Annotated in this window: 13 protein-coding genes; 3 read left to right on the top strand and 10 right to left on the bottom strand. The window is 65.2% G+C overall.

Annotation, left to right across the window (positions count from 1 at the left end):
* Window positions 1-4 precede the first annotated feature (4 nt).
* The 8 genes from MO486_RS09250 to rhlB form a co-directional block, all read right to left on the bottom strand.
* A complete protein-coding gene (locus MO486_RS09250; RefSeq protein ID WP_242906576.1) occupies window positions 5-472 on the bottom strand; it encodes a DUF1203 domain-containing protein in 468 nt (155 codons plus the stop codon).
* A gap of 78 nt (window positions 473-550) precedes the next feature.
* Complete coding sequence (locus MO486_RS09245) at window positions 551-1,237, bottom strand: amino acid racemase (RefSeq protein ID WP_242906574.1); 687 nt, start codon at window positions 1,235-1,237, stop codon at window positions 551-553.
* A gap of 119 nt (window positions 1,238-1,356) precedes the next feature.
* On the bottom strand, window positions 1,357-2,235 hold the full coding sequence (gene rpoH, locus MO486_RS09240) for an RNA polymerase sigma factor RpoH (RefSeq protein WP_242906719.1): 879 nt from the start codon (window positions 2,233-2,235) through the stop codon (window positions 1,357-1,359).
* A 138-nt stretch (window positions 2,236-2,373) separates the two neighbouring features.
* On the bottom strand, window positions 2,374-3,123 hold the full coding sequence (gene ung / locus MO486_RS09235) for a uracil-DNA glycosylase (RefSeq protein ID WP_242906572.1): 750 nt from the start codon (window positions 3,121-3,123) through the stop codon (window positions 2,374-2,376).
* Entirely contained in the window at window positions 3,120-3,965 is an 846-nt protein-coding gene (locus MO486_RS09230; RefSeq protein ID WP_242906570.1) for a response regulator, read from the bottom strand. The genes ung and MO486_RS09230 overlap by 4 nt, the downstream gene beginning before the upstream one ends.
* 1 nt (window position 3,966) lies before the next feature.
* Window positions 3,967-4,899, bottom strand: a complete 933-nt coding sequence (ftsX, locus tag MO486_RS09225) for a permease-like cell division protein FtsX (RefSeq protein ID WP_242906568.1) — start codon at window positions 4,897-4,899, stop codon at window positions 3,967-3,969.
* Window positions 4,892-5,581 carry a cell division ATP-binding protein FtsE gene (ftsE, locus tag MO486_RS09220; protein ID WP_242906564.1) on the bottom strand — a complete coding sequence of 230 codons (690 nt, stop codon included), beginning with the start codon at window positions 5,579-5,581 and terminating at the stop codon, window positions 4,892-4,894. Before ftsE ends, ftsX begins: the two co-directional genes overlap by 8 nt.
* Window positions 5,582-5,650: 69 nt before the next feature.
* Window positions 5,651-7,324: an ATP-dependent RNA helicase RhlB gene (gene rhlB, locus MO486_RS09215; RefSeq protein ID WP_242906562.1), complete on the bottom strand. Its 1,674-nt coding sequence runs from the start codon at window positions 7,322-7,324 to the stop codon at window positions 5,651-5,653.
* Between the two features lie 210 nt (window positions 7,325-7,534).
* Here rhlB and trxA point away from each other — a divergent pair, with 210 nt between their 5' ends.
* Complete coding sequence (gene trxA / locus MO486_RS09210) at window positions 7,535-7,861, top strand: thioredoxin TrxA (protein WP_242906560.1); 327 nt, start codon at window positions 7,535-7,537, stop codon at window positions 7,859-7,861.
* A gap of 187 nt (window positions 7,862-8,048) precedes the next feature.
* A complete protein-coding gene (gene rho, locus MO486_RS09205) occupies window positions 8,049-9,728 on the top strand; it encodes a transcription termination factor Rho (protein WP_242906558.1) in 1,680 nt (559 codons plus the stop codon).
* A 69-nt stretch (window positions 9,729-9,797) separates the two neighbouring features.
* Here the strand turns inward: rho and MO486_RS09200 are convergent, their stop codons facing one another.
* Both MO486_RS09200 and MO486_RS09195 read right to left on the bottom strand, forming a co-directional pair.
* Window positions 9,798-10,688 (bottom strand): energy transducer TonB, encoded by an 891-nt coding sequence (locus tag MO486_RS09200; RefSeq protein WP_242906547.1) that lies wholly within the window; start codon window positions 10,686-10,688, stop codon window positions 9,798-9,800.
* The gene (locus tag MO486_RS09195) at window positions 10,672-11,544 is read right to left on the bottom strand and encodes an energy transducer TonB (RefSeq protein WP_242906545.1); all 873 of its coding nucleotides are present in this window, start codon (window positions 11,542-11,544) and stop codon (window positions 10,672-10,674) included. The genes MO486_RS09200 and MO486_RS09195 overlap by 17 nt, the downstream gene beginning before the upstream one ends.
* 60 nt (window positions 11,545-11,604) lie before the next feature.
* Here MO486_RS09195 and MO486_RS09190 point away from each other — a divergent pair, with 60 nt between their 5' ends.
* On the top strand, window positions 11,605-13,434 hold the full coding sequence (locus MO486_RS09190; protein ID WP_242906544.1) for a monovalent cation:proton antiporter-2 (CPA2) family protein: 1,830 nt from the start codon (window positions 11,605-11,607) through the stop codon (window positions 13,432-13,434).
* The last annotated feature ends 292 nt before the right edge of the window (window positions 13,435-13,726 follow it).

Below are 13,726 nucleotides of genomic sequence, written 5' to 3'. Positions count from 1 at the left end.
GTCGTTAGCCGCGATCCACGCGGCAGGCATAGCAGCCGCGGCGCGCGTTGTGCACGTGCAGGTAGGTGACCTGCGCATCGGCGAAGAAGCGTTCGATCAGGCTTTCCAGCAACGTGCCCTCGGCAACTTCGGCATCGCGCATCCAGCCGTGGGCATCATAGGCACGCACCGACAACAGCCTGCTGCGTTGCTGTTCCGGGATCATGTTGCGGAACGCGCCCGTCACCAACGCCGATTCGCGGACGAAGATCGGTCCGCCGGAGCGATACGGCGTCGCCGCGTCCTGATGCGTCCACGACAGCAGCAACAGCGATTCACCGGGCTCGGCGTCCTGCAAGGTGATCCGGCAGGGAAAACTGCGCTTGCGGTCGGCGATCTGGCGCACGACCCCGCGTTCGCGCAACGCGTCGTCGTCGAGAGCGAACAAGGGTTGGAACGACTGCAATGGCAACCCGCTGATCACATAGTTCATGGCGCACTCCGTTGTGGGATGTGCGCAGGCTAGGCGTGCTGGTTGGGACGCGATATCCGATTCTTGCGGTTCGTCAGGTCACGTTGCCCGGGCCAGCGCCGCGCGCGCCAACAGTCGCGTGGAGTCGAGCGTCGGCAGCGGCGAATTTCCGTCGTTCATGAGCAACGGGATTTCGGTGCACCCGAGCACGACGGCATCGCAGCCCGCATCTTTCATCCGGCCGATGACGCGCTGGAAGCAGGCGACCGCTTCGGGTTTGAATACGCCATAGACCAACTCGTCCATGATGATGCGGTTGATCGCGTCGCGTTCGGCAGCGGACGGACGCGCAAACCCCAATCCGCGTGCCGTGAGCTTGTCCGGATAGATATCGCTGTCGACGAGCCAACGCGTCCCGGTCAAGCCCAGGCGGCTGAATCCGCGCTCGGTCGCCTCGGCGGCGACGACTCCGGCGATATGCAGCCATGGCAGCGGCGATCGCGCCTCGATGCAGGGAAGTGCCTGGTGGATGGTGTTGTCGGGGCAGATCACGAAATCGGCACCGATGCTCGCCAGCTTGTTTGCGGAACCGAGCATCAGCTCGCCCACGCCCTGCCAGTCGTCGCGGTCGATGTACTTCATGTACTCGGCGAGCGAGTACGTATGCATCGAAATCTCGGGGTGGTGGTGCGGGCCGAAGTGCTGCGCGCCTTCCACGCAGATGGTCCGATAGCACAGGGCCGCGCCTTCGGCGGAACAGGCCACGATGCCGATGTGCTGGGGCATGACGTCGAGCTCCGTGCAGGGATGCAGGAACCTTCATCGTAATGCGGATACGGACGCAGGGCCGCAAATGCAAACGGCCCGGTTACCCGGGCCGTCGTGGATTCATCGTGATGCCGCGGTCAGGCGGTGAACAGTCCGCGCATCTTCTTCAGCGCATTGGCCTCGACCTGGCGGATGCGTTCGGCGCTGACGCCGTATTCGTCGGCCAGTTCCTGCAGCGTGATCTTGCTGTCGGGGTCGAGCCAGCGGCGCTTGATGATGTCGCGCGAACGGGCGTCGAGTTGGCTCATGCCTTCGCGCAGCAGTTCGAGCTGGTTGTCTTCGCTGTCGGCGCGTTCGTAGGCCTGCGAGGGATCTTCCTCGAGCGCCATCAGGTACGCGGCCGGCGCCGGCGGGGCGTGATCGTCATCGTCGTCGCCGGACAGGTCGAAGCCGATGTCGCGGCCGGACAGGCGCGACTCCATCTCCAGCACTTCGCGTTCGGAGACGTTGAGGTCCTTCGCCACCGCGCGCACTTCCTCGGCGTTCAACCAGCCCAGGCGCGTCTTCGACTTGCGCAGGTTGAAGAACAGCTTGCGCTGCGCCTTGGTCGTGGCGACCTTCACGATGCGCCAGTTCTTGAGGATGAACTCGTGCATCTCGGCACGGATCCAGTGCACGGCAAAGCTGACCAGGCGCACGCCGACGTTCGGGTCGAAGCGCTTGACCGCCTTCATCAGGCCGATGTTGCCTTCCTGGATCAGATCGCCGATCTGCAGACCGTAACCGCTGTAGCCGCGCGCGACATGGACCACGAAGCGCAAGTGCGACAGCACCAGTTGCTTGGCGGCGTCGAGATCGTCCTCGTCGCGGAACTTCTGCGCGAGCGCCTGCTCATCCTCGACCGACAACACCGGGATGCGGTGCACGGTACCGATGTAGGCGTCCAGCGAACCGAGCGCGCTCGGGATCGGGAGGTTGTTGGCAACCAACGCTTGGGACATGGCAGCTTGAGACATGGTGATTTCGCTCATGGGCCGATTTTAGCAGTGGCCATCTATGACTGCTAACCGTGCCAGAAGTTCTGTAGCGTTGCATTCATGGAACACTGACCGGCTTATCGGCAGCACTCCATCCCCAATACAGCACACAGGCCGTCAAACGGTTGTGGGGGCGGCGGCCGCCAGCGCAAGGGCCGCCCGCGACGGCAGCGACCAGTCGATCGCGGTTTGGCTGTGGCGGGCCAGGTATTCGTTGGTCGCGGAAAAGTGCCCGCAGCCCAGGAAGCCGCGATGGGCAGACAGCGGCGAAGGGTGCGGGGCCTTGAGGACGCGATGGCGGCGCGGGTCGATGACCTTGCCCTTGGCCTGGGCGTAGCTGCCCCACAGGAGGAACACCAGGCCCTCGCGCTCGCGGTTGAGCACATCGACGACGTGGTCGGTGAACCCTTCCCAGCCTTTGCCCTGGTGTGCGCCGGCACGGCCGTCCTCCACCGTCAGCACCGCGTTGAGCAGCAGCACGCCCTGGTGGGCCCACGGCAGCAGGCAGCCGTGGTCCGGGCGGGCGATGCCGAGGTCGCGCTGGATTTCCTTGAAGATGTTGTCCAGCGACGGCGGCACCGCCACGCCGGGCAACACCGAGAAGCACAGACCATGCGCTTGGCCGGGGCCGTGGTACGGGTCCTGGCCGAGGATCACCACCTTGGTCGCGTCGAACGACGTCGCGTCGAAGGCGCCGAAGATGTTCGGACCAGGCGGATAGATGCGTGCGCCCTTGGCCTTGCGTTGGCGCAGGAAGGCCGCCAGCGCCTGCATGTCGTCGCGCTGCAGGTAATCGCCGACATGCGCTTTCCAGCTCGGCTCGAGCCTGATGCGGTCGAACCTGTCTCGAGCCGCGACCTCGTTCATGCGTCGAAGTTGCGCTGTTCCGGCAGGCGTCCCAGGCGCAGCTGGAACAACACCTTGGTGACGAGCAGGCGTTCCTCGATCGGCTTCAGCACCAGGTCGTTGGCACCGAGCCGCAGCAAACCGCTCTGGTTGTCGCGGTTCTCGTCACCGGTCATCACCAGCACCGGCAGCTGGCGTTTGCCATAGCTGAACTCCCCACGGATGCGCGCGACCAGGTCGCGGCCGCTGAGTTCGCCTTTCAGATAGACGTCGGTCAGCACCAGGTCGGCGCCAGGCACGTCATCGCCACTGCGGTGCGCTTCGAGATAGGCGAGTCCGTCTTCGGCGCTGATGCAGTGGATCACCTGCAGGCCCTGGCGCTCGAGCATGCGCTTGGTCGCCAGCGCGACCACTTTGCTGTCCTCGACGTAGAGCACCCGCGCACCGGCGATCGGTTGCGGCTGCACGTAGCCGCGGATGAAGGCGGCCAGCGCGCTGTGGCCGAGCGCCTTGTCGAAATAATCGGTGATGTCTTCGCTGAGGCTGCGATCTTCAAGTCGCGATTGCACGTCGCCGGAGACGACGATCACGGGCACGTAAGCCTGGCCCCCGGCTTCGCGCACTGCGCGTGCCAGCGCCAGGCCGTCGCCATCGGGCAGCACGAGTGCAGTGGTGACGAGATCGACCGGACCCGCGGCGAGTACTTCGCGCGCTTCGACGAGGCCGGCGCAGCCGAGCACCTGGACATTCGGCAATTCGCGCGTGAGCACGTCACCGATCAGCTTGCGCACCAGCCGCGAGCCGTCGACGACCATGACGCGCGGTGCATCGCTGATGACGTGGCGGAGGTTCTGGGGCTCCATCTCAGGTATCCGTTGGCCGGGTCTGGCGCAGGAAATGCCCGGTGACGATGCCGGCGCCGAGCCAGCCGAGCGCGGTCGCACCCAGCAACACGATGCCGGCCTGCTGCGGATCGACGCCGTTGAGCGCGAAGTGGCTGCCGTAGCTCGTCGCCAGTTCCGCCAGGGGTGCGCGTAACGCGAGGTGCGCGATCGTCAGCAACGCCAGCGCGAATACGCCTGCAGCCAGGCCGTACCACGCGCCGAGATACAAGAACGGGCGGCGGATGAAGCCGTCGGTGGCGCCGAGCAACTGCAGCACGCCGATTTCTTCGCGCCGCGACTGGATGTCGAGGCGCACGGTGTTACCGACGACGAGCAATGCGCCGAGGCCGAGCAGTGCCGCCAGCACCCAGGCGACGCGGCCACCAAAACGCAGCCAGCCATCCAGGCGCTGCCGCCACAGGGCGTCGTGCTGCACCAACTCGACTTCGGGCAGTGACTGCAGCGACGACGCAAGCAGCAGGTCATCGCCTTTCGCCGTCACCAGCAACAAGCTCGGCAGCGGGTTGCTGTCGAGCGCATCGATGGCCTCACCGAGGCCGCTACGTTCGCGCAACGTCGCCAAGCCCTGTTCCGGCGTGCGCAAGGTGATCGTGGCGACATCGCCGCGCGCGCGCAGCGCTTCGCTCAAGGCGCGCGCGCGCTCAGGCGTGATGTCGGATTTCAGGAACACCGAGATCTCGCGCGAGGCCTTCACCTCGCCGGCGAAGCGCGCGACGTTGCCGAGCACGAGCCACAGCCCCAGCGGCAGCGCGAGCGCTACCGCCATCACGCCAATGGTCAGCAAGGTCGACCACGGCTTGCGGAAGAAACGGCCGAGGCTGGCGACGAAGCTGTAGAGGTGGTGGTCGAACCACGCGCCAAGCCGCGAGGAATGGGCGGTGCGGTCATGCATCGGCCAGATCCTCCGGCGCGATGTCGTCGACCAGCTTGCCGTGATCGAGCACCAGCACGCGCTTCTTCATGCGCTTGACCAGGCCGAGGTCGTGGCTGGCGACCAGCACGCTGGTGCCGCGCTCGGGCAGCGAGGCGAACAGCGCCATGATCTCCGCCGATAGGGTGGGATCGAGGTTGCCGGTGGGTTCGTCGGCGACCAGCATCGTCGGTTCGGCGACGATGGCGCGGGCGATGCCGACGCGTTGCTGCTCGCCGGCCGACAGTTGCGACGGCAGCGCGCGTTCGCGTGCGCCGAGGCCGAGGCGTTCGAGGATGGAACGCACGCGCTTGCCGATCTCACCGCGCTTCATCCCGCGCAGGATCAGGGGCAGTGCGACGTTCTCGCCGACGCTGCGGTCCATCAACAACTGGTGGTTCTGGTAGACGACGCCGACGCTGCGCCGATGCAGCGGTACGCGCTGGCCGCGCACTTTCAGCAGGTTCTTCTCGGTGAACAGCACCGCGCCTCGCGTTGGGCGTTCGGCCAGTTGGATCAGCTTCAGCAGCGTGCTCTTGCCCGCGCCGGAATGGCCAGTGACGAACAGCATCTCCCCCGGCGCGACCGTGAAGCTGACGTCGCTCAACGCGACGTGGCCGCCGGGATATTGTTTGCTGACGTTATCGAAACGCAGGACCGACATGGGCGATGCGGCATGCCTTCCACGGAGGAGGCCGCAGTATCGCCCGTGCGGTTCGCTGCGGCTAGCGCATCAGTGCTGCGAACGCGGCGCGCGCGTCACCAGCGACTTCAAACCCTTGCCGATGCGCGACAGCAACGACGGTTTGGCATCGCCAGCAGATGCCGCCGGCTTGGGTGCCGCCGCCTGCGTGCGCTGGACCTGGATGCCTTCACCGCCTTCGATACGCTGGCCGCCGCGACGACGGCGACGCTTGCGTGCTGTGCGTTCACCTTCGCTCGCTGGCGCTGCGGCGACCGCTGCGACCACCGGCTTCGGCGTATGCGCGACGTCCGGCTTGCGCGGCGGACGCGGGCCGCGGCTTGCTCCCGGCCCGCTGCGACGCTCGCCGGGACCGCTGCTGCGCCCGCCACCGCCGGCTCCGCTCCGGCTGCGACCGCCGCCCTCGCGGCCACCGCCACGACGCGCATCGTCGGCAGCGCGTTGTTCGCGCGCTTCCTTGAAGATCGAGCTGATGCTTTCGCCGTCGGCGGCTTCGGCTTCCACGCCTTCGCGCGGCTTACGCGGCAGCGCGACCAACAGTTCCGCGCTGACCGGTTCGACCGGCAGCTTCTGTTCGATGTAGGCCTCGATATCCGGCAGGCTCTGCGCGTAGATCTCGCAGGCGAAGCTGATCGCGTCGCCTTCGGCGCCGAGGCGCGCGGTGCGGCCGATGCGATGCACGTAGTCCTCGGCATCGAACGGCAGGTCGTAGTTGTAGACGTGCGAGACGCCATCGATGTGCAGGCCGCGCGCTGCGACGTCGGTGGCGACCAGGATTTCGAGCTGGCCTTTCTGGAACTTCTGCAACAGCGATTCGCGCTTCTTCTGCGGCACGTCGCCGCTGAGCACGCCGACACGATAACCGCCGCGCTCCAGCGCACGCGCGACGCGCTCGACCCAGGCCTTGGTGTTGACGAAGACCATGGTGCGCGCGCCTTCGCTACGCGACAGCAGGCCGAGCAGCAGCGGGATTTTCTCTTCATTGGCCGGCAGGTACACCTTCTGCCGGACCTTGGCCGCGGTGATGAACTCGCTCTCGACCACGATTTTCTCAGGCTCGTTCATGTGCTCGTAGGCGAGCTCGAGCACGCGGTGCGACAACGTTGCCGAGAACAACAGGGTCTGGCGTTCGGTGCGCACCGGCATGCGGCGCAGCAGGAAGCGGATGTCCTTGATGAAGCCGAGGTCGAACATACGGTCGGCCTCGTCCAGCACGCACACCTCGCAGGCGTGCAGCGACACCACTTTGTGCTGCTTGACGTAATCGATCAGGCGGCCGGGGGTGGCGATGATCACGTCGGCGCCGTCCTGCAGCAGCTGGCGCTGCTTGTCGTAATCGACGCCGCCGTAGACCAGGGCGAACTTGATGCCGAGGTCGGCGCCGAACTTCACCGCATCCTTGTGGATCTGGATCGCCAGCTCACGGGTCGGCGCCAGGATCAGCGCGCGCGGGTCCTCGGGCTTGCGCTCGGCCAGCGCCGGACGGGTCAGCAACCGGTTCATCACCGTGATCAGGAACGCGAGGGTCTTGCCGGTGCCGGTCTGGGCCTGGCCGGCGACGTCGCGCCCGGGCAGGGTGATCGGTAGGGTCAGGGCCTGGATCGGGGTACAGCGGGAGAATCCGGCGGTTTCGAGCCCGGCCAACAGGGCCGGATGCAGGTCGAATTCGGAAAACGAAATATCGGTAAGGGGCTTGTCGCTCATGCGTTTGGCGTGCGATCCAGGTGTATTGCAGGTGGTCGGCGCGGCGGGGCGCGCTTGCGTAGGGGGCGTCCGCGAAGCAGACTGCCGTCATCGATTTCGAGGTCGCGCAGGGGCTTGAAGCCCTGCGGAAACACCCCAGTTTAACAGCAACCAAGCGCCGCCACGGCCGCGCCATCCCTTGAATAGCACGCTGATTCCCAAGGAATTCCCATGAACGACAAGGTCATCCACGCCACCGACGCCGATTTCGACTCCAACGTGCTCAATTCTGCCGAGCCGGTCCTGGTGGATTTCTGGGCGACCTGGTGCGGCCCGTGCAAGATGATCGCCCCGGCGCTGGATGAGCTGGCCGAGAGCTACGCCGGCCGCGCCAAGGTGGTGAAGGTCGACATCGACCAGAACCGCACCACCGCGATGAAGTACCACGTGCGCTCGATCCCCACCCTGCTGCTGTTCAAGGATGGCCAGGTCCAGGCCACCCAGATCGGCGCGGTCGGCAAGGCGCAGCTGGCGCAGCTGATCGACAAGGTGCTGTAACCGCATTCCTGAACCAACTGCATGAAAACGCCGCGGCCGCTTGCCGCGGCGGCACCGCGGTGCTAGTTTCCATTCGCCCGGCGCGTTTTCTCGGCGCCGCACCCTTCTGAAGCCCCAGCTTTTAATCCGCACGAACCCCAGACCCGCTCGCGCACCGCGAGCGCTCGCCTTAGCGAGGAATCCACGCTTGTCCGATAACAACACCGACTCCGGCGACGTCGCCGAGAAGCGCGTGCGTAAACCGCGCGCCAGCCAGGCCGCGGCCGCCGCCCCGACCGAATCCGCTGCCAGCACGCCGCCGCCCGCTCCGACGCCCGCCCCTGCTGCAACGACCGCCCCGAACGCACCGGCGCCTTCAGCGCCCGCTCCGAGCGCACCCGCCTCCGCCAACGTCCAGAACGACGCCGGCGAAGCTGGCGGCGGCAGCGAAGGCGGCGATCAGCAGGGTGGCCGCTTCAACAACAACCGCCGCGACCGCTTCCGCAACCGCCGCGATCGCCAGCGTGACCGCTACCAGGGCGGTGGTGGTGGCATGCAGGACGACGGCGGCAACGGCGAGACCTTCGTCCCGCGCCCGCATCCGAACGTGCCGGAAGGCTTCCCGCAGTATTCGCTCGGCGACCTCAAGCGCATGCCGGCGCCGAAGCTGCTCGACATCGCCGAACAGCTGAACATCTCCGAAGGCGTCGCCCGTGCCCGTAAGCAGGACGTGATTTTCGCCCTGCTCAAGGTGCTGACCCGCCACGGTGAAGGCGTCGCCGCCGATGGCGTGCTCGAAATCCTGCCGGACGGTTTCGGCTTCCTGCGCGCGGCCGAGGCGAGCTACCTCGCCGGTCCGGACGACACCTACATCTCGCCCAGCCAGATCCGCCGCTTCAACCTGCGTACCGGCGACCATCTGTCGGGCCGCATCCGCTTCCCGAAGGACGGCGAACGCTACTTCGCGCTGTCGGTGGTCGACACCATCAATGGCGAGCCGCTGGAAGCGTCGAAGAACAAGGTCCTGTTCGAGAACCTGACGCCGCTGTTCCCGCGTCGCCGCTTCAAGCTCGAGCGCGGCGATGGCTCCACCGAGGACATCACCGGCCGCATCCTCGACCTGATGGCGCCGCAGGGCAAAGGCCAGCGCGCGCTGATCGTGTCGCCGCCGAAAGCGGGCAAGACCATGCTGATGCAGCAGGTCGCCACCGCGATCACGACCAATCATCCGGACGTGCACCTGATCGTGCTGCTGGTCGACGAGCGCCCCGAGGAAGTCACCGAGATGCAGCGCACCGTGCGCGGCGAAGTGGTGTCCTCCACGTTCGACGAACCCGCCGGCCGCCACGTGCAGGTCGCCGAAATGGTGATCGAGCGCGCCAAGCGCCTGGTCGAACACAAGCGCGACGTCGTCATCCTGCTCGACTCGATCACCCGCCTCGCCCGCGCCTACAACAACGTCGTGCCGTCCTCCGGCAAGGTGTTGACCGGCGGCGTCGATGCCAACGCCCTGCATCGCCCGAAGCGCTTCTTCGGCGCCGCGCGTAACGTCGAGGAAGGCGGTTCGCTGACCATCATCGCCACCGCGCTGATCGACACCGGCAGCAAGATGGACGAGGTGATCTACGAAGAGTTCAAGGGCACCGGCAACTCCGAAGTGCACCTGGACCGCCGCATCGCCGAGAAGCGCGTCTACCCCGCGATCAACATCAACCGCTCCGGCACCCGCCGCGAAGACCTGCTGATCGAGCCGGACCTGCTGCAGAAGATCTGGATCCTGCGCAAGTTGCTGCACGGCATGGACGAGATCGCGGCGATGGAGTTCCTGCTGGACAAGATGAAGACGACCAAGTCGAACGACGAGTTCTTTGCTTCGATGAAGCGCTGATCGTTCTGTACTGCAAAACGAAAACGCCCCGCATTGCGGGGCGTTTTTCTTTTTTGGTGCCTTAGGTGCCTACAACGACGTCCCTGCCACCGGCGTTTGCAGCTTGACCCCGCCATCCAGCGCAATCGACTGGCCCTGACGCAGTCCTTCTGCGTCGAATGCCTGTTGCGCTGCCGGCAGCCACGGAATCGGGTTTGGCTGCGTTTTGTCCAGGGGCTTCCAGCCGCCCAGCACCCGATCGCTATCCCCGGTGCTAAAAGACATCATCGTCAGCAGGGTCGTATCGGATGCGGCGTCTCCATCGCCTGGTTCGTACTTCCATTTCCTGTAGGCGTCTTTTGCCGCCTTTTCAAAGCTCTTCAGCATTGCAGGATTGACGCGCTTCCGTTTGGACACAAGCTCACCCTGGACGACTGCCACGTCCAGCACGCTTCCTTCCCTGTCCACGCGTAACGCTACCAGCAGGTCGGCACCAACTCCCGCTCGCAAAGCATCCAACGGATACGCGGGAGCGATCTTGTGCGTGGCCTGTCGGCTGCTGTGGAACCGCACACGTTCGATGCTTAAGCGATATCCGCCATCGGCCGGTCTGGCGGTCAGCGTCAGGTACATGTCGCTTTTCGCGGCTACGGGTTTGCCATTACGCAAGACCGGTTCGAACCGCCATTTGCTGATGGCTGCATCAACCAACTTTTTGACATCCGGTGCCAGGATCGTGCTCAGGTTGTGCTGATACACGACTCCTTGTTGGTCGATGGCGATTTCGCCATCCACATCAAGCCGCAAAGGCTTTCTTTCTTCCCCCGGCGTCTGCGCCTGCGCGAACCCCGAGGTCAGCAACAACAACGCCAATAGAATCCTGTTCATCGCCCCAATGTCCTTTTCCAAAGCAAGTTCCCGATCGTGTCGCTCCACGGCGGGAATGTACAGGATGGTGGGACCGCTATAGCTGCCGGCCAACTACAACGACCGGCGCCTGCAGCTTGATCGCGTTGTCCACGGCAATCATCTGGCCGTCGCGAAGACCATCCGTATCGAATTGCTGCTTGTCGGCGGGCAACCATGGGACCGGGTGAGCCGGATTGGTTGCGTCAGCAACGCGCCACTCCCCGGTCCGGGTCTGGCAGCCCTCCCCCACGCAGTACGAGACCGGCAGCAGGACTGTCGTTTCGGGCACGTCACCGGCTTCCGCAGCCTGGTATGTCCAGCTTTTGGTCGCGATGACGCTGGCCTGTTCGAAACGCTTGCGCAAAGCGGCTTGCAGTTTCTCCGGTCCCTTGGCGTTCAACAAACGCGAACGAACGGCGACTGCATCGACAACCTTGCCATCACCGTCGATGCGCAGTGCCACGATCACCTCGGCATTGACGCGCGCCCTCACCGCTTCGAGCGGATACCGCGGGAGGATGGGATGCGTCGCAAGAATGCGAGTTCCGCCGAAGCGCACGCGGTCGACCTTCAACTGGTAACCGGCATCGACCGGCATCGCCGTCAGCGACAAGTACATCAGGCTCTTCGCGTTGACCGGTACTCCACCGCGCAGCACTGGCTCGAACCGCCACTTGCGCACGGCTGTGTCGACCAGCTGCTTCACCGGCGGCTCGAGCGGCGCGTTGATTTTGTAGTCGAGCACCGCACCCTGCTTGTCGATAATGAGTTCGCCGCTGACATCGAGCTCAAGCGGTTTGCGATCCTCGGCTGACGCCAGATCGGACAACAGCAGGCATAGCGTCAGAATTATTCGTTTCACGGTTTTCCCTTTCATTGTTGCAGGGCCCAGCAGCAGCCCGGAGGTCCTTTCGACGACCGCATTCAAGCACGACGGGAAATGGGGTGCGAATTCTCGTAGGCCGCATAATCGCCCCAGGAGGTGCCCATGCACGGCGGTGGTCTCGAACTCGCGTTGGTCTTTTTACTGGCCGCAGTAATCGCGGTTCCGGTGTTCCGGCGCTTCGGCCTGGGCGCGGTGCTGGGTTACCTGGTCGCCGGCGTGGCGCTGGGACCCTACGGGATCAAGGTGATCAGCGATGCCGAGCCGGTGTTGGCGGCGTCGGAGATCGGCGTGGTGATGATGCTGTTCGTGATCGGACTGGAACTCTCGCCAGCGCGGTTGCGGGTGATGCGCAAGCCGGTCTTCGGGGCGGGCGGGGCCCAGGTGGCATTGAGCGGATTGGCGTTGGCTGTGATTGCCATGTTCGCCGGTGGACTTGGGTGGAAAGCCGCGGTGGTGGTCGGTCTCGGGTTGGCGTTGTCGTCGACGGCGGTCGGATTGCAGCTGTTGTCGGAACGCAAGGCGCTGGGCGCGGAACACGGGCGGTTGGCGTTTGCGATCCTGCTGTTCCAGGACCTCGCGGCGATCCCGTTGCTGGCGGCGATTCCGCTGCTGGGCCACGTCGCTTCCGCGACCGCGGGTGAGCCCGCGTGGCTCGCGGTGGTCAAAGCGATTGCGGCGATCGCGACACTGGTACTCGGTGGTCGCCTGCTGCTGCGGCACGTGTTCCGGATCGTCGCGCGCACCAAGATGCCGGAGGTGTTCACCGGCGCCGCGTTGCTGACCGTCCTCGGCGCGGCGTGGCTGATGCAGTTGGCCGGCCTGAGCATGGGCCTCGGTGCATTCCTTGCCGGTGTGCTGCTGGCCGATTCGGAGTACCGGCACGAACTCGAATCGCAGATCGATCCGTTCAAGGGATTGTTGCTCGGCCTGTTCTTCATGGCCGTAGGCATGAGCATCGATTTGCAGCGGGTGATGTCGGAGCCGCTGGTGATCGCGGCGATGGTCGCGGTGCTGATGGCGGTGAAGTTCGCGCTGCTGTTCGCGATCGGCCTGCATCCGGGCGGACTCGGCCGCCGCGAATCGTTGCGGCTCGCGGCGGTACTCGCGCTGGGCGGCGAATTCGCGTTCGTCGTCTTCGCCGAAGCGGTGAAAGCCGGCCTGTTGGACATGGCGATGCGCGACCGCCTGGTCGCCGTGGTCGGCGTGTCGATGGCGTTGACGCCGCTGCTGATGGTTGCGGTGACGCGCATGCTCGATGCCAATCCGCCGCGGGTGGAGAAACGCGCGTTCGACGCCATCCCCGACGGTCATCCGCAGGTGCTGATCGCCGGTTTCGGCCGTTTCGGCCAGATCGTCGCGCGCCTGCTGGCTGCGCACAAAACGCCGTTCATCGCGATCGAGAACGATGTCGAACAAGTGGATTTCTCGCGTCGCTTCGGCAACGTCATCTATTACGGCGACCCGGCGAAGACCGAGTTGCTGCGCTCCGCCGGTGCGGCCAACGTGAAGGTGTTCGTGGTCGCGATCGACAAACAGGACGACAACCTGCGCACCGTGCGCGTGATCCGCCGGCTCTATCCCGACGCTGTCGTCTACGCGCGAGCGCGCGATCGCCGCCACGCGTGGGAACTGCTGGACCTGGGCGCGAAAGTGATGCGCGAGACCTATCACTCCAGCCTCAAGCTGGGCGAACAGGTGCTGGTCGAACTCGGCGTGCCGACGGACGTCGCCCGCGACCACGTACGGCGCTTCCACGAACACGACGAGCGCTTGTTGCGCGCGCAACACCTGGTCCGCGACGACGAGGACGCGCTGATGCAAACCGTGTACGACGCGCGTCGTGAACTGGAAGAGCTGTTCAGCGCGGACGTTGGCGAAGGCGTACTGGGAGAGATCGTTGCGTCGAACGACGAAGACCCGCAGCGCAACTGATGGCACCGCCTATCGCTTTGCTTCGCAGAGCCACCACGGATCGACCAAACACATAACCCGGAGGGCGGCGCACTGGACGTGCGCCGTTTTTCGACCGAGGCAGGATGCCGAGTCGAAAAATCTCCGCAATCTCCACGTCGCTGGCTGTGCTCTTGCCAAGAAGGCCATTTCTTTTGGTTACTTTTCTTTGGGCCAGCAAAGAAAAGTGACCCGCTGCGCAGCAGTGGAATGCCTTTGCCCAAAATGCAAAGAGCAAAGTCACTGGATCCCTGCTTGAACAGCCATTCGGCTG

This window comes from Lysobacter sp. CFH 32150, from assembly GCF_022758295.1.
GTDB lineage: Bacteria > Pseudomonadota > Gammaproteobacteria > Xanthomonadales > Xanthomonadaceae > CFH-32150.
This window is presented reverse-complemented; position numbering and strand designations above follow the sequence as displayed.

Excerpts from the sequence above, each read along its gene's own strand:
- ftsX (WP_242906568.1), bottom strand. The coding sequence starts at position 4,899 with ATGCATGACCGCACCGCCCATTCCTCGCGGCTTGGCGCGTGGTTCGAC.
- trxA (WP_242906560.1), top strand. The coding sequence starts at position 7,535 with ATGAACGACAAGGTCATCCACGCCACCGACGCCGATTTCGACTCCAAC.
- MO486_RS09230 (WP_242906570.1), bottom strand. The coding sequence starts at position 3,965 with ATGGAGCCCCAGAACCTCCGCCACGTCATCAGCGATGCACCGCGCGTC.
- ftsE (WP_242906564.1), bottom strand. The coding sequence starts at position 5,581 with ATGTCGGTCCTGCGTTTCGATAACGTCAGCAAACAATATCCCGGCGGC.
- MO486_RS09245 (WP_242906574.1), bottom strand. The coding sequence starts at position 1,237 with ATGCCCCAGCACATCGGCATCGTGGCCTGTTCCGCCGAAGGCGCGGCC.
- rpoH (WP_242906719.1), bottom strand. The coding sequence starts at position 2,235 with ATGTCTCAAGCTGCCATGTCCCAAGCGTTGGTTGCCAACAACCTCCCG.
- MO486_RS09190 (WP_242906544.1), top strand. The coding sequence starts at position 11,605 with ATGCACGGCGGTGGTCTCGAACTCGCGTTGGTCTTTTTACTGGCCGCA.
- MO486_RS09250 (WP_242906576.1), bottom strand. The coding sequence starts at position 472 with ATGAACTATGTGATCAGCGGGTTGCCATTGCAGTCGTTCCAACCCTTG.
- ung (WP_242906572.1), bottom strand. The coding sequence starts at position 3,123 with ATGAACGAGGTCGCGGCTCGAGACAGGTTCGACCGCATCAGGCTCGAG.
- rhlB (WP_242906562.1), bottom strand. The coding sequence starts at position 7,324 with ATGAGCGACAAGCCCCTTACCGATATTTCGTTTTCCGAATTCGACCTG.